Annotated in this window: 22 protein-coding genes and 1 pseudogene; 4 read left to right on the top strand and 19 right to left on the bottom strand. The window is 41.7% G+C overall.

All coding sequences use genetic code 11. The annotated features are described in order from the left end of the window. Positions 1-29: 29 nt before the first annotated feature. Both PGH26_RS03660 and flaG read right to left on the bottom strand, forming a co-directional pair. Positions 30-1,499, bottom strand: coding sequence for a flagellar hook-associated protein 2 (locus tag PGH26_RS03660; RefSeq protein ID WP_323692673.1), 1,470 nt, complete (start codon positions 1,497-1,499; stop codon positions 30-32). 13 nt (positions 1,500-1,512) lie between these two features. After that, positions 1,513-1,875 (bottom strand): flagellar protein FlaG, encoded by a 363-nt coding sequence (gene flaG / locus PGH26_RS03655; protein WP_323692672.1) that lies wholly within the window; start codon positions 1,873-1,875, stop codon positions 1,513-1,515. A 154-nt stretch (positions 1,876-2,029) separates the two neighbouring features. Here flaG and PGH26_RS03650 point away from each other — a divergent pair, with 154 nt between their 5' ends. From PGH26_RS03650 to PGH26_RS03640, 3 genes are all read left to right on the top strand, one after another. After that, a complete protein-coding gene (locus PGH26_RS03650) occupies positions 2,030-3,709 on the top strand; it encodes a methyl-accepting chemotaxis protein (protein WP_323692671.1) in 1,680 nt (559 codons plus the stop codon). A gap of 48 nt (positions 3,710-3,757) precedes the next feature. Continuing rightward, positions 3,758-4,012, top strand: coding sequence for a hypothetical protein (locus PGH26_RS03645; protein ID WP_323692670.1), 255 nt, complete (start codon positions 3,758-3,760; stop codon positions 4,010-4,012). 132 nt (positions 4,013-4,144) lie between these two features. Next, the gene (locus PGH26_RS03640) at positions 4,145-6,127 is read left to right on the top strand and encodes a methyl-accepting chemotaxis protein (RefSeq protein ID WP_323692669.1); all 1,983 of its coding nucleotides are present in this window, start codon (positions 4,145-4,147) and stop codon (positions 6,125-6,127) included. Between the two features lie 62 nt (positions 6,128-6,189). On the opposite strand, the gene PGH26_RS03635 is transcribed toward PGH26_RS03640, so the two are convergent. From PGH26_RS03635 to PGH26_RS03605, 7 genes are all read right to left on the bottom strand, one after another. Beyond that, positions 6,190-6,894 carry a gamma-glutamyl-gamma-aminobutyrate hydrolase family protein gene (locus tag PGH26_RS03635; protein WP_323692668.1) on the bottom strand — a complete coding sequence of 235 codons (705 nt, stop codon included), beginning with the start codon at positions 6,892-6,894 and terminating at the stop codon, positions 6,190-6,192. 258 nt (positions 6,895-7,152) lie between these two features. Beyond that, positions 7,153-8,037 (bottom strand): twin-arginine translocase subunit TatC, encoded by an 885-nt coding sequence (gene tatC, locus PGH26_RS03630; protein ID WP_323692667.1) that lies wholly within the window; start codon positions 8,035-8,037, stop codon positions 7,153-7,155. Between the two features lie 8 nt (positions 8,038-8,045). Beyond that, positions 8,046-8,246, bottom strand: coding sequence for a twin-arginine translocase TatA/TatE family subunit (gene tatA, locus PGH26_RS03625; RefSeq protein WP_125103486.1), 201 nt, complete (start codon positions 8,244-8,246; stop codon positions 8,046-8,048). Between the two features lie 25 nt (positions 8,247-8,271). Beyond that, positions 8,272-9,984 (bottom strand): GMC family oxidoreductase, encoded by a 1,713-nt coding sequence (locus PGH26_RS03620; protein ID WP_323692666.1) that lies wholly within the window; start codon positions 9,982-9,984, stop codon positions 8,272-8,274. A 15-nt stretch (positions 9,985-9,999) separates the two neighbouring features. Beyond that, on the bottom strand, positions 10,000-10,755 hold the full coding sequence (locus tag PGH26_RS03615; protein WP_323692665.1) for a gluconate 2-dehydrogenase subunit 3 family protein: 756 nt from the start codon (positions 10,753-10,755) through the stop codon (positions 10,000-10,002). Between the two features lie 566 nt (positions 10,756-11,321). Then, positions 11,322-12,080: a DUF3226 domain-containing protein gene (locus tag PGH26_RS03610; protein ID WP_323692664.1), complete on the bottom strand. Its 759-nt coding sequence runs from the start codon at positions 12,078-12,080 to the stop codon at positions 11,322-11,324. Further along, positions 12,081-13,199 carry an AAA family ATPase gene (locus PGH26_RS03605; protein ID WP_323692663.1) on the bottom strand — a complete coding sequence of 373 codons (1,119 nt, stop codon included), beginning with the start codon at positions 13,197-13,199 and terminating at the stop codon, positions 12,081-12,083. A 403-nt stretch (positions 13,200-13,602) separates the two neighbouring features. Between PGH26_RS03605 and PGH26_RS03600 the strand changes: the two are divergent. Then, positions 13,603-14,065, top strand: a pseudogene (locus PGH26_RS03600) (DUF4188 domain-containing protein). A 28-nt stretch (positions 14,066-14,093) separates the two neighbouring features. Here the strand turns inward: PGH26_RS03600 and PGH26_RS03595 are convergent. The 10 genes from PGH26_RS03595 to PGH26_RS03550 form a co-directional block, all read right to left on the bottom strand. Beyond that, a complete protein-coding gene (locus PGH26_RS03595) occupies positions 14,094-14,540 on the bottom strand; it encodes a GNAT family N-acetyltransferase (protein ID WP_323692662.1) in 447 nt (148 codons plus the stop codon). Positions 14,541-14,574: 34 nt separating this feature from the next. Then, positions 14,575-16,230: an SWIM zinc finger family protein gene (locus PGH26_RS03590; protein WP_323692661.1), complete on the bottom strand. Its 1,656-nt coding sequence runs from the start codon at positions 16,228-16,230 to the stop codon at positions 14,575-14,577. A 760-nt stretch (positions 16,231-16,990) separates the two neighbouring features. Further along, positions 16,991-17,257 carry a hypothetical protein gene (locus PGH26_RS03585; protein ID WP_323692660.1) on the bottom strand — a complete coding sequence of 89 codons (267 nt, stop codon included), beginning with the start codon at positions 17,255-17,257 and terminating at the stop codon, positions 16,991-16,993. 396 nt (positions 17,258-17,653) lie between these two features. Next, positions 17,654-18,175: a hypothetical protein gene (locus PGH26_RS03580; protein ID WP_323692659.1), complete on the bottom strand. Its 522-nt coding sequence runs from the start codon at positions 18,173-18,175 to the stop codon at positions 17,654-17,656. 514 nt (positions 18,176-18,689) lie between these two features. Beyond that, a complete protein-coding gene (locus tag PGH26_RS03575) occupies positions 18,690-20,396 on the bottom strand; it encodes a DUF2326 domain-containing protein (protein ID WP_323692658.1) in 1,707 nt (568 codons plus the stop codon). Then, complete coding sequence (locus PGH26_RS03570) at positions 20,377-20,634, bottom strand: ABC-three component system middle component 6 (protein ID WP_323692657.1); 258 nt, start codon at positions 20,632-20,634, stop codon at positions 20,377-20,379. Before PGH26_RS03570 ends, PGH26_RS03575 begins: the two co-directional genes overlap by 20 nt. A gap of 52 nt (positions 20,635-20,686) precedes the next feature. Continuing rightward, complete coding sequence (locus tag PGH26_RS03565) at positions 20,687-21,601, bottom strand: ABC-three component system protein (protein WP_323692656.1); 915 nt, start codon at positions 21,599-21,601, stop codon at positions 20,687-20,689. 568 nt (positions 21,602-22,169) lie between these two features. Next, complete coding sequence (locus PGH26_RS03560) at positions 22,170-22,325, bottom strand: hypothetical protein (RefSeq protein ID WP_323692655.1); 156 nt, start codon at positions 22,323-22,325, stop codon at positions 22,170-22,172. Between the two features lie 54 nt (positions 22,326-22,379). Further along, on the bottom strand, positions 22,380-22,673 hold the full coding sequence (locus PGH26_RS03555; protein WP_323692654.1) for a hypothetical protein: 294 nt from the start codon (positions 22,671-22,673) through the stop codon (positions 22,380-22,382). Positions 22,674-23,044: 371 nt separating this feature from the next. Then, positions 23,045-23,269: a hypothetical protein gene (locus PGH26_RS03550; RefSeq protein WP_323692653.1), complete on the bottom strand. Its 225-nt coding sequence runs from the start codon at positions 23,267-23,269 to the stop codon at positions 23,045-23,047. Between the last annotated feature and the right edge of the window lie 414 nt (positions 23,270-23,683).

Below are 23,683 nucleotides of genomic sequence, written 5' to 3'. Positions count from 1 at the left end.
AGACTCTCCTTTTGTAATACCTGTTTCAATTAAGCACCGCCACCGAGTGCACTCATAAGACTTGCTGATTGTGCATTTGCGCGTTGAATTGCGTTTTCCATGGCATTGAACTGTTTCCAGTAGCGAGATTCCACCATTTTCATCCGGTCTTCGAAACGTTCAATTTGTTTGTTCATATTGTCCAAAGTTCTACCTAAATCAAAGGATTTCGTGCTGGCGCCGGCAGACCCTGCATTATCCTTAATTGTTTTTTGACTAGTTTCAACAGTTTTTTTCATTCGATGTGCAATCCCTAACTCCCCAGGGGTTTCACCAGTATTACTAAATAATTTTGCAACAGCACCAGAATCTTTTGAAATAGCCTCTTTTAGTTTAGTCTCATCGATAACTAATTTACCGTGGTCTAAGTAGTTCTTACTAGTTGTGATTCCTATTTCACTCAAACTGATAGATTGACCATTTCCAATATCTACTGATTCCGTTAGCATTGTTCTTAACTCATTTAAAAGACTTGATATTTCTGGATCGTTACGCAATGTTCCGCTTTTAGCTTTTTCTTCCCAGAGCTCTATTTCTTTTTCTTTCATATCTGCTTTTTGCTCAGTCGATAACGGTTGGAAATTCCGAAACTTTGGTTCACGGATTTTCGCATTTAAATCCTCAATTATTTTGTTGTAGTCATCTACAAAGCTTTTTACTTTATCATAAATCTTTTCAGTATCAGTTGTTACTTCAAAAGTAACAGGTTTATCACTCTTAGTCTTCAGTGTAACTTCTAGCCCGTCTAAATCGAAAGTGTTAGAATTCCTCTCTATGTCTAACCCGTTATACGAAGCGATAGCATGTATACCTGCAGTTTTTTGGTTAGTTGGAATACTCGATAACCCTAAACTTTCTAAAACACCGCTGTCGTCTACTTCACTGAGTTCAATAAATCCTTCGACGCTGGGTTGACCTGCTGCCCCTTCAACTCCGCCGCTTTGTTTAGACGTTAATCCAATTTTTCCTGAAGCACTGTCATAAAAAGCACGGGCTCCAGTTTTTTCACTGATTTGCTTGATCACATTCTCTACGGTGTCACCTTGTTTAACCACAATGTCTTGGGTTTTGCCATCAGGCGTTTTGACGGAAAACGTTCCCGCTTTCAAATTTTCTGAATCAGGAATTGCATTACCTTGAATAGTAGCACTTTTAGCTAATTGTTTAACCACTATAGATCCTGTAAAGTCATCATTGTTTGACTTCGATTTAATGGAAACAATATCAGAATCAGAAACAGATACATTTTTTTGATTGTAATTTCTGCCCAATGCATAATTATCAAAAAGGTTGTCTTTATACTTGAATAAATCTCTACTCACACTGCGATAGTCATCCAACTGCCACTCAAAATACTGTTTCTTTTGTGTAACTTTATCTAACGGAATTCTCTCAGCCTTCATTAAATCCTTAATAATCGATTCAGTATCAATACCACTCGCCAGTCCACCAATTCTCATATCCAATCACTCCTTAGATTTTACGGTCGATCATCAGTCCTAGGAACTTTTTCATTTCCGCGTGCATGTCCATTAGTTTTTTGGACGGGATTTCTTTAATGACTTCTTCGGTTCTCGAGTCTACGATCGTCACATAGTATTCGTGCAATTCGTCGTGCATTTTAAACCGCAGCTGGGTGTCTACGCTTTCTAGAAACTTATTCATGCCTGCTGTGAGTTCTTTGGCTTCTTTTACAGGTAAATCACGTTCTCTAGATGCTTGTTGCTGTGCTTGGTCGTGAATGGCTTCAACTTTTGTCACAATTCCGGGTGCTGCTGCATCCGTCGGCCCGACTGCATGCTGCCGGTCTTGGCCTCCCCCTATTTGACTGACCATTTCTCCGTCCTCCTCAGATATCGCTCTCAATTACTTATTATATCGGTTCTCTATTATCAAAGTTAACATCTTTCCTAGAAATCCCACTCAACTTCTTCTCTTAGCAGCCGAAGAAATACTAAATACCAGAATTTTTAGATAGGGGATTACGATTATGGCGAAATCATTGAAAACGAAAATCATCGCTGCTGCACTTGCACTTTTTTTAGTCGGAATTATTCTTATGATTTATATGGTAAACGACCAGGTCAAAAAACTTTCCCAGGAACGTGTCATAGATTCCAGCGAAAGTTTAGCGGAACAAACCGCTTTCACAGTCGATAATTTCATCGACCAGTATACGAAAGGGATTACGACGATTGCTAAATCCGAAACGATTGCCAATTATACCGGAAAAGATGGGAAAGTTGTTACGGAAGCCCACTTGCTGGACATGCTGAAAGATAATCTGGACACGTATTCAGATGCTGTTGCACTTTACTACGCAACCCCTGACAAGTCCACCATTCTTTATCCTGAAGCAGATTTAACCGGTTATGACCCGACGTCCCGTGAATGGTATCAAAAAGCGATTGCGGCTCCGGGAGTTGTCCAATGGTCAGCGCCTTATACGGATGCAACGAGTGGAAACTTCATGATTACAGGATCGTACGCGATAGAAGAAAACGGGGGCATTAAAGGCGTGGCTGCTATCGACTTGGAGCTCACTGCCATCAATGCACTGTTAACTTCCACAACAGTTCCTTATGAAGGTTTCACAGCGCTTTATGATCAGCAAGGAACTGCAATTTCCCACCCTACGAAAGCAGGAGAGAACTTGATGGATGTCTCGTACATTAAACCGATGTACGAAAAAGACAGCGGGGATCTAGAATTCACAGATGAAAAAGGAATTAAAACAGTAGCTGTCTATTCCACTGTTCCTGAATTCGGCTGGAAAGTCCGTACTGTTTACGAACAAAACAAACTAATGGGAATGGCTACTCAGTTGCGGAATGCCATTTTTGTCATTTCACTTATTACGCTGGTGATTGTTGCCGTTGGATTGTACTTCATTATCGGCAGAATGCTGAAACCGATCGGACGCCTTCGGAAGTTGATGGACGAAGTTTCAGACGGAGATTTAACTGTTCAATCTGATATCCAATCCAAAGATGAAATTGGTCAGTTAAGTGAAAACTTTAACGGCATGATTTCAAATATGCACAGCATTATATCCGTGGTGAATTCATCCGCTGAAAACGTCCGGACAAACTCCGAAAGTTTAAGTGCAGTGGCAGAAGAAACCAATGCTTCCAGCTCAGAAGTGGCACATGCGGTGAATGAAATCGCTGAAGGTGCTTCAAAGTCTGCAGAAGATGCGGAAACGGTCTCTGAACGTGCTGATGAACTTGGCCGGCAAATTACCGGAATTACAGAACGTGCTGTTTCCATGAATGAAATTGCAGTCCGTACAGGGGATATGAACTCGAATGGACAAACCCAAATGGCGCAGCTGCAAGAGACGTTCCAGTCATCGGGCATGAATTTGAAATCGATGAATGAAGCCATTGTGACACTTGGCGAAAAAGTGAAAGCAATCGGCGGCGTGATGGATACGATTACGGATATTTCATCACAAACGAATTTGTTAGCATTAAATGCGAGTATTGAAGCAGCCCGCGCTGGAGAGCACGGAAAAGGGTTCGCAGTCGTAGCAGAAGAAGTTCGGAAACTCGCGGAACAATCGGCACGAGCGACTGAAGATGTGCAAGTAACTGTTCAACAGCTGCAAGAAGAATCACGTCTCGTGACCGAGCAAATGGATGAAACGATTACGACGTTCCGGGATTAAGGCATCGTCGTTCAGGAAACAGAGACGACTTTTGCAGAGTTATCCGCGTTGATGGAAGATATGCAGGCATCTATTGAATCGATTTCTTCTGAGATCGAAATTGTATCGCATCATAAAGATGATGTCGCTTCTACGATCCAGACGATGGCAGCGACGTCGCAAGAAACAGCAGCTGCGTGTGAAGAAGTGAGTGCTTCGACCGAAGAACAGCTTCGGGCTATCCAGTCTGTGACAGATGCCGCAGAAACGCTGACGAACTTGAGTGAAGAGTTGAGCCATGCGATTGACCGATTTAAAGTGTAAATAATCTACAAGAAGGGACTGCCAGATATCTTGGCAATCTCTTTTTTCATTGATACAAAACATCCCACTCAACTTCATGCGGATACTGCCGAAGATAACTAGTATAAGTAATTTACATAGGAGGACTTTTTCATGTTCAAGTCTTTAAAGACAAAAATAATTTCAGCAGCAATCGTTCTATTTTTAATCGGTATTTTACTCATGGCATACATGTTGAACGGCCAGGTTAAAAAGCGTTCATTAGAGAATGTCATATCGTCAAGCACAGGTCTTTCCGATCAGATGGCCATTTCGGTGGAGAATTTTCTGGGTCAATACAGTAAAGGTTTGGATTTGTTAGGGACATCTGAAACCTTATCCGCTTTTACAGGGCCCGAAGGTAAAGAAGTAACCGAGGAGCAATTGATTGCGAAGCTTGAAGAGTTCTTAAGCAAGTATCCGGACGCTTCATCGGTCTATTACGCACTCCCTTCAAAATACACAGGAATTTCTCCTGTAGTCGATTTGACGGGATTCGATCCTACAAGCCGCGAATGGTATCAGCTCGCTTCGGAGAATCCGGACAAAGTTCAATGGTCTAAACCATATATCGATGAAGCGACCGGCAACATGGTCATCACCGCTTCAAAAGCCGTAATTATAGGTGACAAGCTAGCAGGTGTGACAGGCGTGGATATTCAATTGACTTCCATGTCAGAGGCGTTAGACTCCATCGAAATTGCATATGGCGGATATCCGATTCTATACGACAAAGAAGGCACCGCAATTTCTCACCCGACGAAAAGCGGTGAAAATATGATGAATCTCGGCTATGTAGAAGACATGTATATGTATGAATCCGGAGACTTTACATATAAAGATGATAAAGGAGATGCGTCCATTAGTGTCTTTGCCACGTTACCTCATTTTGGATGGAAAGTGGGAACCGTTTATCAGGAGAAAAACTTGATGGTGATGGCGAAACAGCTCAGAACTTCCATTCTTATCATTTCTGCAATCACGTTAGCGATCGTCGCAGTCGGCCTGTTTTTCATCATCGGTAAATTGCTAAAGCCGATCGGGCGTCTTCGAAAATCAATGGATGCCGTTGCTGAAGGCGACTTAACGACGCACTCAGATATTCAAACAAAAGATGAAATCGGCCAACTGAGTGACAATTTCAACGAGATGATTACGAGTATGCATGGCATCATTTCGGTTGTGAATCAATCTGCGGATAACGTACGCACGAACTCCGAAAGTTTAAGTGCGGTGGCAGAAGAAACGAATGCATCCAGTTCCGAAGTTGCGTACGCGGTGAATGAAATCGCTGAAGGTGCATCGAAGTCTGCACAAGATGCAGAAACAGTAACTGAACGTGCAGATGAGCTCGGCCGGCAGATTAACGGCATTACAGAACGCGCCGTATCGATGACGGAAATCGCTGAACGTACTGGAAGTATGAATGCAAACGGACAAACCCAAATGGCGCAGTTGCAAGATACATTCAAGTCTTCAGGTATTAACTTGCAGTCGATGAACGAAGCCATTGCAACCCTTGGTGAGAAAGTACAAGCGATCGGCGGCGTCATGGATACGATTACGGATATTTCATCCCAAACAAATTTACTCGCATTGAACGCAAGTATTGAAGCCGCACGTGCAGGTGAACATGGGAAAGGATTCGCGGTTGTGGCGGAAGAAGTACGCAAGCTTGCGGAACAATCTGCACAGGCTACTAAAGAAGTTCAATCGACGGTTCAGCAGTTGCAAGAAGAATCACGTCTAGTAACGGAGCAAATGGAAGAAACAATTACGACGTTCCGGGACCAAGGTGTTGTCGTTCAAGAAACGGAAACAACATTTGGTCAGTTGTCTGCTTTAATGGAAGACATGCAAGCATCTATTGACACGATTTCAATCGAGATTTCAGCGGTATCGAATCATAAAGATGATGTTGCCATGACCATTCAAACGATGGCGGCGACTTCTCAGGAGACGGCAGCAGCGTGTGAGGAAGTGAGTGCTTCTACGGAGGAGCAACTTCGTGCGATTCAGTCCGTAACGTATGCTGCGGAGACGCTGACGAACTTAAGTGAAGAGTTGAGTCATGCGATTGACCGGTTTAAAGTATAAAAGATTACAAAGAGGGACTGCCGAATCTTCTGGCAGTCCCTTTTGGTTATCCACTCGCTACGTTATAACGTTTTAGAAGCGTTAATCAAACCTTTAAATAAGTTCAATGAAGTTTCATCCGCTCGGTTTGACAAAGCCTCCGGATGCCATTGGACACTCATCACAAAGCGATGTTTCGTACTTTCTAACGCTTCGATGATTCCGTCTTTCGCAGTCGCTATAACTTTCAACGGTTCAGGCACCAGATTCACGGCCTGATGATGAAGAGAGTTCACAAGGATTTCTGCAGATGAAGCGAATTCTGACAAACGGCTACCTTCTGAAACTTGTACAGTATGAGTTGGGTAATTCCGGTCCGCCTGCTGCTTATGCTGTAATAACGGTCCTTCCAAATCCGTGTAAATGTGCTGATAGATCGTGCCGCCAAGAGCCACATTCAAAATCTGATGGCCACGGCATATACCGAGCACTGGCATATCCTTGCCCATTGCACACTTCGCAAGTGCCATCTCCATCGTATCCCGTTCAGGTGCAATCTTGCCAAGCTCTTTTTTCGGTTCTTCCCCGAATAGAAGCGGGTTCACGTCTTCCCCGCCCGTTAATAGCAAGCCGTCAATTCGGCCGCAGATTTCTTCAATATCTTCAAGCCCTGCCGGAAGGACAACCGGCAATCCTCCTGCGCGCAAAACCGCCCTGCTGTAGTCAGCTTTCAGGAATGTTTCACCGTTTTCGTCTATGTCAGATGTAATGCCTATAATTGGTTTCATGATGCAATCCCCCTTCGGAATAGTTGAAACCGTCCTACCTTGAAAGGAATCGGTTTCAGGCGTGCCTGTTCCTATTCCCGAAAGAAAATGGATTCAATCATAATAACTATTCGGACAATATGTCCTTAAATAAAACCTTCCGTAGCATTGAGGCATATGTCCATGCCCAATAACCGGACCATAAAATAAGCCAGTCACAGAGTTTAGGTGACTGGCTTTTCTTGCGAGAATTAATGCACAATCTGAATAGATTGAGTCCTAAGCTGCATCGACAGCCTGCAGACGCTTTTCAGTTCTCATGACGAGGAATATACTCGCTTCATACAAACCGATCATCGGAATAAGAATAATAAGCTGACTGAAAAAGTCTGGAGGCGTTATTAGCGCCGAGATGACGCCGAGCACTACATACGACCATTTCCTCACCTTTTTCATGGAACCTGAAGTGAGGATGCCGATTGCTGAGAGAAATAACGCAACGACGGGTAATTCGAAAAGTAACCCGATCGGCATCGTGGTCAATAGGAGGAAGCGGGCATACTCTTGTGCTGATACCATTACATCGAAATTCATCTTCCCAAGATTGACTAGGAAGTTATAGCTTAGCGGGTTCACCACGTAGTATCCGAATACCAGTCCGGTAACGAATAATAGAAGGATCGCAGGTGAGTAAAGACTCAGGAAACGACTCTCCTTTTCATTGAGCCCCGGTTTCACAAACTGCCATAAGAAATGGCAAAGGAATGGAACTGAAAGTCCAAATGCGAGTGCAGCTGAAATGGTTGTGTAAAACGAAATCACTTCCATCGGACTCAAAATAATCAGCTTATATCCCCGCGTGATATAAGGGAACCATACATTGATAGTACTGAATGCTGCAATGAAGAACAGCAGGAAAACAGCCAAGCTTTTGATCAGCTGTTTCCGCAGTTCACTTAAATGCTCCACAAGACTGGGGTTTTCCCCTTCTTGCACATCAGGTAATTCGCTTTGCGGTTCCTCCTGCTTCGGTATCTCCGGTGTTTGCGGAACTTCCGCATCGACTGCAGTCGGCTTCGTCTCTGTGGGGGCTTCCGGTTTCATCTTATCTATCTTGTCCAAAGGACTTAATATTTTCCGATTATGATCTCCATACGGATCCATCGTCTCACCTACTTCTCAGTGTCTGAAGTTTTCTTGACGGCAGATTTGTCTTCGTCATCCTCCATAATGTCTTTTGCTGACTTTTTGAACTCGGATAATGTCTTACCCACCGCCGAACCGACTTCAGGCAATTTGCGAGGCCCGAACAATATGAGGACAATCACAAGAATGATAATTAAACCCGGTACGCCAATCGCTGCTAGATTCATCGCTGTCCTGTACCTCCTCTGTCAATCAGGCGAGCATGCCGCCCTTTTCACGATATTTTTGGATTCCTTCCGCTGTACGATACGCGAGTGCCCCAACCGTAGCTGTCGGATTATACCCGCTATTATGATTGAAGTTTCCTGCTCCGACGACAAACAGGTTTTCCATATCCCAATGCTGTAAATAGTTATTGACGACGCTCGTATTCGGATCGGCACCCATCGTCGTCCCGCCCGTATTGTGTGTCGATTGATACGGCACGATATCATAATCAGTCAGTGGATTACCGCCCTCAGTTTTTTTCGCGCCCATTTCCTTCATGATTTTCACTGTTTTATCCGTTATGAATTTATGGAGATTGCGGTCCTGTTCGGTGAAGTTATACGTCATCTGTAAAAGAGGGACGCCGTATCTGTCTTTATAATTCGAGTCGAGTGCCAAGTAGTTATTCTTATGAGGCATGGAAGCCCCTTGGCCGAATACGGAAAGTGATCGTGTATAGTTTTCGATGGACGCTTTCTTGAATTCCGCTCCCCATACAGGTACATCGGACGGAACAGGATTACTCAAAATAGGGCGTGTTCCCGATTGTGTGAACGAAATACTTGCCCCGTGAATGAACCCTTCATTGGAATGGTCAAAGCTGTCGCCATTGAAGTCATCGATTGTCATTCCAAGAGCACCCGCTCCCATGAACACATTCATCTGGTCGTCAAAGAACCCGGTTGCCCCTGGCTCAATTTGGTAGCAATAATTTTTCCCGAGCGTGCCCTTTCCTGTATTCGGGTCATACTGTTCTCCGATGTCCGAAACCATCAGCAATTTCGCATTGTTCATAATGTAACTTGTCAGGACAACGACATCTGCCGGCTGGATGAATTCTTCGCCAGTCTGCGTGTCGATATAGCGGACACCAGTTACTTTGTTTCCTTTTTTCAAGACTTCCACGACGTTTGCGTGGAACGTGATATCGTAATTTCCAGTTTTGAGCGCTGCTGGAACGACTGTCACTTCGGGCGAGGATTTTGCACCATACTCACAGCCGAACCGTTCACAGAATCCGCAATACTGGCAGGCGTTGATTTTTGAGCCATCCGGGTTCTCGTACGGTTCCGAAAGGTTAGCGGAAGGCACCATATAGGGATGATACCCAAGGTCTTTCGTCGCTTTCTCAAACTTTTTCAATAATGGGGTCTTTTTCATAGGAGGCGTCGGGAAGTCCGATGTACGTTTCCCCCAGAATGGATTCGTATCTTCTCCTGACAGTCCGATCGTCTTCTCGAATTTATCGAAATAAGGTTCCAACTCATCATAAGTGATCCCCCAATCCTGCAGGAGGTAGTCGGAAGATAGTTTGTTTTTCCCGTACTTCTTCTCCGTCTCCGTCTTGATTTGAAAATCATAGGGCAGGAAGCGATACGTCATCCCATTCCAGTGAGTGCCCGCTCCCCCGAGATTTTCCCCCAGCAGGAAAGAACCCATCTGCCGCATTGGCAAAGGACGCATCTTCAAATTGTTGCGGAACGTAATCGTTTCCCGTGAGAGATCCTGCATCAGTTCGTAGCGGATCGCATACCGGTATTCATCGTGAATCATTGCATAGTTTTTCGTTCCCCGTTCTTTTCCTCGCTCCAATCCGCGGACTTTCATGCCCTGCTTTGCACATTCAGCCGCAATGATACCGCCTGTCCAACCGACTCCTACCGTTACTACATCTACTTTATCAAGTGTTTTTGCCAACGTCCGTCATCCTCCTTAATGTTGCATGCTGCTAATCGATTTAGGTTCAATGACCTGGAACTTCTCATCTTCTATTACATTGATATACGCCATCTGATGTCCTGGGAACCCTTTCATCTTCCACCCTTCCATATTGGCATTCCCGTTGTAGATCGGATCCGCATACGCACCTTCCAGCGTGGCCTGCCGAAGCAGTTTAAAGAAGAATTCGGATGAAACACCTTTCATATCGATCTGATTCTTTTGGAAATCCGTCAAGATTTCATCCATCTGTCCGCCTTCAAGATCGGTGAAGTTCTTTTTGAAGCGTTTATTGGCTTCCTCATCCATCAGCGCAATTCCTTGGCGGAAGATTTCAGCCCGGGTCAGCCGGCTCTGATAGCCTTGTGTCGCTTCCCCATTGAAAAACGGTCCCTGCATATATTCCTTCGCATTGCTGCCGTAGTTGCCCGCAAGCTGGTTATCTATGAAATAAGGGACGCCCAAGCCAATGGCACCCGGCCCCAGGTCGTCTTCAGGAAAAATCCTTTCAGTCGCTTGGGACAGCACATTGAATTCTTCAGGATTCTGGAAGAACATCAGTCCCCGTGTCTGCATCTCATGCTTGTTCGCAGGATCTTTTGTCTGTTCTCCTCCCGACTTGCCGTTCCCGCCTTTCGCATTATAGCCGACAAGACCGCCGAGCACCCCGCCGCCGACGAGCGCCCCCGCTGCAATACCACTTGTTTTCAAAAAGTCTCTTCTGGAAGTACCCTTTTTAGGATTGTCCACATGTTCTCCTCCTATAGCTTCGTTACTGCCAGTTTGACCAGTTGGTTAGCGATTTAGTCTCTTCTTGGAATTTTCCTGAGAGTCTGGGGAAAGTTATGTAGGATATTGGTTCAATTAAAAAGGTTGTCCGTATATGTCAACATGCCCCTATATGGGCTAGACAAAGCGACGGGGTACATGCCGGTTACACTTGAACAACAGACAGCAAAAAAAGCGGCTTTCCCGGTAGGGAGGCCGCTTTACTTATTGAGTTGGGTTTATTTTTTTCGATAAATTCATAACTGGTATTAAACTTTTTAAATGCTCTCTTATGGTTGCCTGTGACGACAGCTATATAATGCATTGATGAAGGATTTGTAAACAACTAGTAATTTTGAATACTATTTGCTAATACAACTATTAACCAAACTCGAAAGTTTCTTACGTTGCAAATCCCTTAAAAAAAATCCCATCCTTCTATCTTGTTTTTAACAGATATGTTAGGCAAGCTGTTAGCAAGATAGTTTGTAGAACAATTTTGATAAAAAGAAAAGAACTGAATAACACCAGTTCTTCTGCCTAACCTTCTATTGAAGGATATCCGATAAAAATTTTTTTAATTTGATTTGATTTGTCTGTTCAATAGTTTTCGTTCCAATCCAATCATTATCCTGTATTGAGACTTGGTTTGCCTTACCTGGTTTTAATATATTTGCAGCAACGCCAAACAAAACTTTTACTTCACTTGATTGTGTCCATTTGCGTTTATATATAGCTGATACTTCGTCCACATACTTCTTCGCAGAATGTAACAAGTCGGGGTATGCAGCTTCTCCCCCCTCCAATAGCAATTGTTCCAGTGTTCCGCTATCCTCATTATTTGGAAATACGAAAATCCCAAACTTTGTAGGATGATGTTTTATTCGGTTAAATTGTACATTTTCTATAAATACCTTCATTTCATATTCGGAACTTTTTAGTAATGATTGATAAACTTGTTCAAAGCGTTCTTCAGCTACTTTTTCATCCGCATCACAAAAAACTGCAATCCCGGATAATTCGTCATAATCGATATTTACCAATCCATTAAATGTAGCTGCAATAAGAGAATCACTACCCGCCGTCTGTATAGCGACAGATATCACATCATTTTGGAAATACATCGGAACTGGCACCCTTTTAAGTAAATCTCCCTCATGTGGAAATGACTTCGGAATTGTCCGCTCCCAAAAAGGATCTAGCTTTTCAATCCGTTGAATACGCGAAAGATTAAACTGTTTTAAAAACCGACCAATTGCAGCGGTATCATGAACACCCTCTACGATAAAGTAATAATGTTTCTTCATTTATCGCACATCCTGTCCAAGCGTATAGCGTAACTTTTTCAACTGATCCCCTGTAAAATGACGAATTTTCGTCTTTTCCTCATCACTTTCCAACCGATAAACAGTTAACCGATTGACATCATTAGAATTGGCTTGAAGCATACCATCTAAAGCTTCAAGACTATGTGTCGTCGCAATAATTTGCACATTATAGTCCTTACACATTTGAATAACCCATTTAAAAAAGGTCGGGAGTAACTTCGTATGAATACCAGTTTCGAGTTCATCTATTAGAAGTACACTATTTTCAGAACGCACTATCCGAGAGGCGATTAATAATGCTTTTCTTAGACCATCTCCAAATATTGATACAGGAACTAATCCAAGCGTTTCGTGTTGAATGTAAGGTACCGGAGCAGACTTTCGACGAGATGTTGTATCCATCAATAGTTCAATCCCACTGATTTGAGGGTCAAATTGTTGTAAGGCTTCTATAAATTTGGGTCTGTCTCCACTTTTAATCAATTCATTCACAAGCAAAGGTGATAAAGGTTGTATGCGGTGATCCATGGCCGAAATAAAAGAGGATGAAAATATCTCTTTTCTTTGTTCTAGTAATTGGAACTCTTGTGGTTTAAATTCATTAAAAATATATTTTTCAGTAATAGCTTCTTTTTGATTTTTTTTAACTTCTACATCGATAGTTAATTGTTTTACTGTATCTTCCCTATAATACGTGTCCTCTTGCACTTCATTGGTATCAGTTGATAAGTTATCCGTTCCGATAACAATGTATTCTTCTTCATGCAATGAATATTTTAAGTTAAAGTAATTTGAATCCAGTTCGAATGCCAAACAAATATTTTCACGCTGTTTATCCCGATTTAATGAAAACATCCAAGAGATCAATTCCTCAGATGAGGTATATCTGTGTCCAACAAAAAAGCGCTCTCTCATTCTTGATACCGAGCGAAATTCTCTCAATGACAGTGGGTTGGACATTAATTGAATTGCTTCCAATATAGATGTTTTACCGCTGTTATTTTCACCAACAAAAATATTGACAGCGGTTAGTTCCTTGATATCAATATCTTGCAGTCCGCGATAATATTTAATATGTGCAGATGTTAGCTGGCTCATCGTCAACCTCCTTGTAAAGCACTTTTATTAATCATAACGCATTATTACGTAAACCACTGTCTTTTTCGATAATAAAAAAACGACAAAGGTAGACACTTGCTTTTCTTAGATATTATTATACCTGAATTACTTAGCCTTCGCTGTAGAAGTGGTTTGTACATTAAACTAATAGGTAATCCGAGATAAATTCTTAAATAAATCGTGTACAAAGTTCAATGGTGATTCAAACTGTGCAAGAATCAACAAACAGATCATAAATACCTAGCTTCCCCCTGTAAGATGCTTATCCATTCTCATTCTTTCAACACTACAAAAATCAATTAGTGACCATACGCGGGATGAAAACGAGATATAGTGGTGGATAAAAACGCGGTACAGGACTAAGCGAAGGAGGATTAACTTCATGCCATCATCTATTTTACACGGCAGGCATACAGCCGACAACTCGGAGGACATCGTGGTCTTTATCATCGGTATGCGTATCAATAAAAGGCTTTCCGTCCACAGATGGCTGCCTGTTTTTCTTGCAATGCCAGGCATGATAAAAGAATTGTATACACATAAAAAAGAACTTGGTTTTCATTCCGCCGAAAATTACTTCGAGCTGCGCACTACCGCACTGATCCAGTATTGGCGGTCCCTCGACGATCTGCTCGCCTATTCGAAGAACGGAAAGCACCTGAAAGTTCAACCGGCTTACCTCCAAGAATGATGCAGTCGGTATCTACCATGAAACGTATAAAATTTCCAAAGGTCAATATGAATCCGTATATGTCAACACGCCCCAATATGGGCTAGGCAAAGTGACGGAGTACATGCCGATTACACTTGAACAACAGACGGCAAAAAAGCGGCTTTCCCGGTAGGGAGGCCGCTTTTCTTATTGAGTTGAGTTTACTTTTTTCGATAAATCAATTCCCCGTCTGCGTCATACTCATTGATAAATTGAAACCCGAGTGACTCGTACAGTTTTCTCGCGCTCGCATTCTCCTCATAGACACTCAAGTATATCGGCTGTTTCCCGTATTCCACTTCTAGCCGCGCAATCAGCAGTTCGGTGAACCGGCGCCCGTATCCTCGCCGCTGATGCTGGGCATCAATCAGCAGCCGGTCCAGCCACACATTCCGCCCGCCTACGTTGTCTAGAAGTGCCCCGTACATTGCGAATCCTACGAGCATTCCGTCCGAATACAAACCGACCGGCCTGAATTCCGGCCACTCCTCCGCTTCTTTCAGACATTCCTCGGGCGTCTCGATGAACCCCCGCTGTTCAGGCAGTACTTGCAAGGTGAGAACTTCCAGTCGATTTGAGTCGTCTACAGATTTTATTTCCAGTTTCATACGATTCCTTCTCCCTATGCCCGCCTGTCCTTCATCATAGTTTGCTCAGTTCATCCAGGAACGCAGGTTTTCTTCGATACCCTTTCCTCAACTCGTCGACAATGGTCTGCTTGTCCTTCTTTCCGACTAGCTTTCCATACCGTCTGATCATCTGACATATACTTTGATAGCCGTTTCGATTTGAAGCTCTACTGGCCGCATGTTCAATACTATTTTTATAGATTTTCCGGATTTCATCCTCATATGGGCCGATCAACTTATCTGCGTACTCTTCGACATACCCTGGATTCATCTGCACGAACGTCAGCATTTCAGCTAGATCATTTTCCTCTTTGATCAGACTCTGAAACAGGCCTATCGACTTCCAGCCAGATCCATTTTGTACATCCTGCTTCAGCTCGATATATAACTGCTCCGGATCCGCTGCAAGTTCTTTCAAATCCTGATAAAATGCAAAATCCCCATCCAAGAATAATTCTTTCGCTAGTGAAAACTGTTCCGTTTCCATAGTCAACGATTTGTATGCAGAATATCGAAACCTTTTCCATTTCTTCACTAGTCCAGGTAAGTACTTATCAGCCTGTTCCCCGTCTGCTGCTAGCTGGATGACTTCGTCGAATTGTTTCTTGGCTAGGTATTTCTGAATCAATTGTTCACGGAACGAAGGATACTGCAGATGGTTGCGGATAAACTTATCAACTTCTATCTCTGAACCGTCCTTTTCAATCATCGTGAACATCAGGCGGGTGAGTTGTTCATTTCGGTATTGTCGGTAGTAGTCCGTGCTGGTTTCGTCAATCATCGATATGACTTTTCGACGAACACTTTCTATCTGTTCAGGATTATTTGCAACATCTGCACAGACTTTCAACATGGCAATTTGATACTCGTTCCATCCTTCAAACATCGGATGCTCACTTCTTGATAGGAGTTTGTCAAAAACCTCTTGGCGCGAGGCAGGTTTGAACCGAACTGCATCGTCCGCAACTACCTCCATTGTCGCAAGTGTATCCTCGACTAGGCAGCCAATGTCTCCTCCTGAATCATCCGCATATTGAAATGCGCTGATTGCTTCTTCCAGCAACACAAAAGCTTGATCCAATGCCCCGATTCCATCCGCATCATCTTCAATACGGACCAGGCATTCACCCAATTCACTAACAAACTCATTTGTGTCATGATACTCAATATATCCTGCCCTGCCCGTATATTTGTTCACGATTGAGTGAATCCATTTTTGCATATCGGCTTTGCCGGCATCTTCTGAATACGTCATTAGCAGTCGGCTTTCCAAGATTGCGTCCTCTTCTGCCAACTCTACTAGTATGCTCACCAGCTGGTCTTTCCGTAACCCCTCCAGTACTTCGACCACGCTCAGCGGTTCCTGAAATCCAGCGGAAACGTCCGGTTCGTCATCTGATTCATGCATCTGTTCCATCAGTTCAAAATAGGCTGCCGTCTCATGCTTACAAACAGGTCCGTAATCATAGGGACACTCACAACAAGAGGACAAAATCTCTCCCTCAGGATTGAGCGTGATGATCACTTCATACTCATCACTACCTTTCACTTGAAACCGGTATGCAGCGCCCTTGGAATCCATAGGTTTGACTAACCCACTTGAATAATAGTCATATCCTCGATCGACAATCATCCTGTCGACATAGAATTGGAAGTCTTGAAGTTTCATTGGCACCTCTCCTCGTTTGTAGTTGGAAAAATTGTGTGAAGTCCAGGTATCTTATTTCAGAAGCTAAGATTATTAACCGACAACATACACTTAAATTTGACATTACTATATGAATTTAACATACTCTTAATAAGAGATATTAACTGAATTATTCTTCAACGTTCATGTTATGCTCTTAACTATGTTTTTGTAAAGGAGGGAAATTACATAGCAGTTGAACACACACCTACCAGCATCGTCCATAGTGGTATCAAAGGCGGGAAGACTGGTTGTGGTACCGATACCACTGTTCAATCAAATCACTGGAGTAATACTAGCTCACGAGTCACGTGCGATAAAAATGGTTGCAAAAATTAATCATTACAACGTTCCGGAAGAACCTTGAAAAAGAATCCAGTCAACGCAATGACTGGATTCTTTTTTTATTGGCATCCTTGCTTGCAAAGAGTAATTTAGATCGTCAATCTCAAAATAGAACGCATGCTCCTGTTGATATATAATGATAAGTAAGTTCTAAATGAGGTGAAGGTATTTTCATCTAGTCAATATCATAAGTAGAAAGAAATGTGATGCTTGTAAATATTTTCAGGGACGGGACGCTAACAAAAATCGGAAGCCGAACACGAAGAACAAAGTGTAATTACACCCAGCACCTTAGCCGGTCCTAGCTCGTCTATCGTCAGTGGTAAGTAACGTTTCTTGCACCCTCACTTCAATAGCATCGACTCTCTTGAAGGTAAGGATTAAACATAAGGAACCGTCACTGCAAGGGTAAGTCGTTTCTCCATTGCTTCAATAATTCTTCATACTCCTGCTCTAAACCTTTTATAATCGACTGATGCTCTTCGAGTTCCTTATTCTGCTGTGTCCTCTCCACCAGAGTAAGCTCATGCTCTGACGCATAACGAGCAATCTTTTTCATCGCATGTAATCTGATTTCAATCTTCTCAAGCAGACGGTCCTGCAGTTTGCACAATACCATTTGTTGTTTGGCGATCTCTAATTCATCGGGTATCCCATCATTCATCGGGACGCTCCTCTCATATATATTCTCTGTTTAATTTCGTCTCCTATATAGAAAAGACCACTATGTAAATTAGCAGAGTGGTGATGATAACTATGTATGGGTATGGAAAATATCAGAACCTATAACTACTTTTGTCCACTCACGCAACCCACTATATTACTTTCAACATTTTAAGCTGAAATCTTCTGCATTTACAATAACCTTAAAAACTTTATGCTCAATTGCCTTACAGCATAGTCGTCTGAGTAGTGTCCGATTTGTATGGGGTCAAGGCACCTGCTCCTATTGTGCAATATGTATTTCATCTAATACGGCCTTCAAAAGTTGCGTTTTGGTTTTGGCAAAAACATACGCATCCTGCCAATTCTTTTCTTCCATTATCTCTCCTCCTCATTATTATTGTGCATATAACAAAAGCTCTGCATAGGGTTCAGCAGAGCTTTTAACGACAATCCATTTATTATTTGTTGTAGTGTTACTTCTATTGTCAATTGGAATAGAGCTTCCTGATAGTTCGATACTCGCCGAAGTCTCAAAGAAGGCGGATAAAAAAGCATTCGTTGCAACCAGAAGTTCGGAGATGGAAACGATCATCATATTCATGTCCCCATTCGAGCGATCTAGCTCCAATACTCCCCTTCGATAATCCAAAAAGTCGGCAAGTTCTTCAGAATTCGGAAGTGGCCTGTCGAGTGATGCCAGCAAGGCAAACCCTTTCCCTTTCATCCAGTCCCAGAAATAATCATATTCAGGACGTTCAATTCGCTGCCTGTCTACAAGATGCTGGATATCGTTATACGCCGAGGGCTCGCATTCCAGCATTTCCAGAACTTCTTGAAAGACAGCCGCCAACAACTTGTCAGTTGCGCTGAACGTCGGAGTTTCAAGTCCCATGAAGCCTTTATAATCAATGCTCATAGTCATCCCTCCTCACATCATGCTTACTTCCACAGTATATACAAGAAGCGTATGTCTGTATAGTCAGCCGCATACTTCCTCAAGCGTCCTTTTGCTTCTTGGATATCATCCAGATAAATATGATGCTTGCGGCGAAACAAACATGAATGTTTAAACATACAAGTTTGTTTCATGCACAGGTAGCTGTAACTCTTTGGAAGAGATTATGAAAAATTCACACTTTTTTCTTGCAGGGCGACTAATTCCATCGGATTGTAAGCGGATTAACGGGTGAGCGAAACATTAGGAAGAGGATATTGGACATTTTTTCCAAAATAGTCGTTCTCGTTTTAAAGTTGTTTGCATTCTTCGCATTCGTTCATCGGATGGTTGGAAGAGGCTCTAGAAAACACCTCACTATTACGTATCATTCATCCTTTAGAATATATGACTTTCCAGGAAAAAATAAATAGCCTAAAAAATAAATAGTTTTGTCACACACCGCTAAAAATTACATTATGACAATCCGTCTGAATCATTGTAAGCGAATCCCTAATAAGCCGCCTGACTCCTCAATATCCGTTAAATTTAATTCCACTTTATATTGTTTAAGTTCATCCGAAATCAAGGAAAAAATATCGCTATTCACAGTAGTGATATACTGGAAATTAAGCTCGTTCGTTTTTCTTGCTGCTAACAATAATGCTATCCTTGTTTGAGTTGTATCAACTCCATCAAATAAATGACTATCATGAAAAAGAAAGTCCAAAGATCTGCCTAACTTTTTATTCATTTCAATTAACATAATATCAAAACTAAAAATCAACATGTTGTTAATACCCCGACTCTTTTTATCAGGTTTGCTCAAGGTTACAACTAATCCACTTCGCTCATTCACATCTATCGAAAAACGGGTACCATGATTTGTCCCATATAACTCCTCTAAGGTATGATTAATCGATAAAATCTCATGTTTGATAAGACTTTCCTGTTCAGCCTGATTATCTCTTATTTTCTTAATCAACCTGGTTTTACCAGTTGTTAACTCCGTTTTAATATTTGTAATCTCGTCCAGCGTTTTTAATTGTTTTACAATTTCGTTGTAGCTTGTTTTCAATTTATTCAACTCATCTTGAAGTTTTGAATACTGATCAATTGCCCCTTTATTTTGAAGTATGACCATAATTTCCTGTCTTCTTTTGGCAAACCAATCAATCTGATCATGATTTATTTTCAGCTTACCAACGATCTCTTCTTTTTCTTCCAATAGGTATGCCCTACGATTTCGCACAACTGATTCATGGAAGACCTCAACATCTTCAAAACGTTGATACACCGCATCTGGCATAAGAATATTCAGTTCCTCATACATCTCTCTCGTACTAAATTTGTCACTAATGTGCTGTTCCGATTCTAAGGATTGGTCCAACACGGTTAGTTCTTTATTTAAGAAAAAGTTTCGGTCTGTGATCTCGTTTATTTTATTTGTAATATTATTTGCTTCTCGTTCAAGATTCCTGTACTCGGGTAGCACTTCAAACTTCATTATTTCTTCCTCTAAGTTCTTTACGCGTTCCTCATATACGATTTTTTCACTCTTTAAGTAACTTGAATCCATTTTAATGGAATCAATCATTCCATTTTTCATGATTTTTTTTAAGGAATTTAAATCTTTCGTTTTCATCTCTAAATCTTCCCACTCTTGAGGTAGGTTTGTATCTAATCCTAATAAGTAAGAAAGTGTTTTTTTCTTATCGCCGGCCTTTTGCTGTTTGACAAACTCCGTAGGTTCTAAAAACCCACCATCAGCATCCCTTCTTAAAAAGTAAGATAGAGTACTTCTAAACGAAACAGTTTCTGGCATATCCCAAAAGAATTCTCGTCTTAACAAATCAATTATTTCGGTTTTCGAATAAACCCGATTTACTTCTTGCTCTTCCAAAGTTGCCCTTAAGGAAAACTTCGTTGCCTGCTTTGCTGATCTAGTAATTGTAAAATCTTTGTTATTCACTTCAAATTCAACCGAAAAAGAATGATTAATTAATTCCTTCGATTTAAAAATCGGATCCACGTTACCACCAAATAAGAAGTGAAGAATTTCGACTATTGTTGATTTCCCAGCTCCGTTCCTTGTTGATTTACCGGAAAGTGGGTTGTTTTTTTCAGCAACAATTATATTTAATCCGTCATGAAATTTAACAGGTTTAAAGGATGGAAGGGAGCTATATATTCTTTTTAGCATGTTCACTCCTCCTAATCGTATTATTCTTCATTTCGATGGCATTAACCGCATACAGAAAACATAATGCATTAACAAAAACATCGAATGACACCATTGGTAATTCTTCATCCTCTTGCATACGTTTATAGGCATTCCATAACTTTGTAACACTTTGCGGCCGTTGAAGGAGATAGATGATTTTAGCCCCAATAGACACTAAAGTTCTTTCTGGATGTACATATTTCCCCGGTAAAAACATCGTCTCCCTCAACTCCTTTTCTAACCTGATTTCTTTGCTTAACAACACTATATCATAGCTCTCTTTCAAATATCGAGCAACTGTTAAACAGATAAGCAAGGATCGTTAAGTATACCGCTTGATCTTTATCAGTAGTCGCTTTGTCGTACCGAGTGTACGTTAGCAAGTTCATAAAAATAACGTTGGGATCATTCGGATACTTCTTTTTCAACCTTCGATATTCGGCATTTACTTTCGATGCTAGTTCAGTGAATATATCCTCCTCTCCGGATAACTCGATGTACTTATCGATCAATGCCGCTTGCTTACTCCCAGATTTAATAAGCCCCTCTGCCGCATCATTTAACTTATTTATCTGAACCTTGTTTACGGGTACAGGTGTAAGATCCTCATCTATGCTAGATGGCATCATCATGGACAGTCCTTTAAGCTGATTCAATACTGGGTCAACATCCTCAACTCGAATCGCATAGATTTCTTGGGTGGAAGGAGGACGTTTGAATAACAAAATAAGCTTTTCTTCAGGTAAGTCAAGCACCTTTGTTTTTAATAACTCTGTTGACCACCACTCAATTTCAACTTGGTCCTTATGCTCTTCCTTTAGTGTAAGTAGATGATTCAATATGGGTGTAGGTATATCGTTTTTCACATAAGGTCCACCAATTACCAAAATCCATTTTTTAATGTGATCTCCCCAATAATTTCTTGCTTTCTCAAAATCAGTGTCAATCTTTTGTATGGTCTTTGCTGCATTAATGTTATGAGGCGAATAGCATTGGAATAGCACTTTTTCGGGAATGAGATAACCATCATTTCCACGATCTCCAAGTCTTCCCCAGGGCATGGCGTTTGTAAAATCTTCCGAATGAATCTGAACCATAACTTTTTGAAAAAACGCTTCAAAAGAAGTTCCATCTAGTTCTGTTAATTTACTGTTATAGCACATTTCATACCATTCTAAATTCAAACCTTCCACATCCTTTACAACAGAAGAATATAAATGAACTTTTCGTCTAGATTACATTGAAAAATTAAGTCTGGAAATAGGAAAAAGACTCCTGAATTGCCTATTTAGAAGGTGATATATGTTGAAGAAAAATAAAAGTGCTTCACCACGAAAATGATGAATGAGAGTGTAAATCAACTTAAAAACACGACAGTATGAGGTAGATCCGTTTTTGGCTACGCATCAAACAAACCAGAAGTATTTCTAAATTATTTCTGATTTGTTCGGTGTACAGAGTTTCTTTTACACAAAAATTAGAACACACATTCTATTTCTTATATCTTACCATACAATTTATCCGATGTCTCTTCTAAATAGACTGCTTCAATCCCCTTATCCTCATCCAAAGTACTGATGATCAAGTCCAATCATATAAGCTCATCCAGATTCACAAACAAAACTTTCAGGGTACCTGGACCTGAAACTATCATATTGGCTATTCCTATATGGACAGTATCCGGAAACTGCAACATATCCTCACGTAGTTGGACGTCAAACGCAGAATCGAATGTACGGGACAAACCGGTAATCACACCGTCAGCCCCTGGTCGATCGTATTCGCTTCAAACGGTACGCCAGTAACCCCAAGTACTCTGCCGTCAAGAGACATATTTCGTGTGTCCAGATCCACCGCTTCAACAGTTTTCGCATCAATGATATCCAGCACGCCGATCCCAACTGTCATTACAATAACCGTCTTACCCAGGTTACGTTAACCGCTTGTCTATTCATCACGGTTCTATCGCATAACTCCGCTTACCGTCTGCCCGACACTCTTCCCTGTGTAAACAACACCGCTTATAACCCCTTTCGCAGTATCCACAGAAGCCGTCTTGACATCTTTCCAGCCTTCCGACTTCTTAACCGTATCCTTTGCAACGACTCCGTACACACCGGTCATGGTGCAATCTGCAAAAAGAGTCACATTCGAAATAACTTTCCGGGATGAATGAACAACCGTATCCCCCACTTCTTTTATGTATGCACCTGCTTCAGGAAACTTACTGCCGACAACAGCTCCTGCCAGATTCACGCCGACTTTTGCGATGCTTCCGCCTATTGCACTAACTCCTGAATCCTATAATCCGAAATGCTTTCATACCCTCACACTCCTCTACCTTATAGCTTACGACATAGCATTTCTATTCGATAAGCCTATTGTATCATTTCGGTATCATTCCGGAGATTAAATTAGGCAATTTAGAGAAAATAAAAATACCCTCTTGAAAAAGACGGCATCATGACTATGTATATACTTTAATGAGGGAAAATTGACAGCGCCCAACCGGAGAGTCCTAGAAAGATGAAAAAGGTTCCGGTAGCATTTTGAAGCTGCATTAAACAAATTGTGGATACTTATTATGTGGAGAGCAGGTACTCAGCATCTTTAAAGTGGCAATCTATTCACATCAAAAGCTCCAATTCATTTACCATCGTTTGGTGCTTATGCATTTCATGATTCAGACGATTAGATTCCTCAGGAGACAGTTGGTGTTGTGTTGCGTATTCGGCGATCTTTTTCATTTCGTATAGTCGATTCTCAATCTCCGATAAAATCTGATCCTGTTGTTTTAGTTTCTCTAGTTGCTGTTTTAGGCGGACAACTTCTTCCTCAGTATCTTTTTTCATATGGTTCCTCTCCCTTTTCTCTTATATCGGTTGGGGTGGCTTTTTCTCCAATGTATTGTCGGGATTTACGACACAAAAGTGCCAGATGTTCTAATTATTGCAAAAGGAAGAAGAGATAAGATAGCTTTCATGACGTTAAGGACGCATTTTAGACAACGGCTCTTTGTCAATTTCCCAAAGGGGAAACCACTGACAAAGGAAGTATCACTAAATGCCCCCACCTATTTATATTTACAGAAAGAGAGCTTTGGATATTGCACACCCATCTGGCAAACTCTATCGGAATAAGTTTATGCGTAGGCGCAACCAGATTTTAACTTAAAGACTACTTCACTATATGAAATCTTTGACTTTTTTTGTTGACAGTTATCTGATTAGTGTTTGAATTGTGTGGGGTCCAGGTACGCAGGATTC

This window comes from Sporosarcina jeotgali, assembly GCF_033304595.1.
Lineage (GTDB): Bacteria > Bacillota > Bacilli > Bacillales_A > Planococcaceae > Sporosarcina > Sporosarcina jeotgali.
Note: the sequence above shows the minus strand (reverse complement) of the source record. Positions and strands in the feature narration are given on the sequence as shown.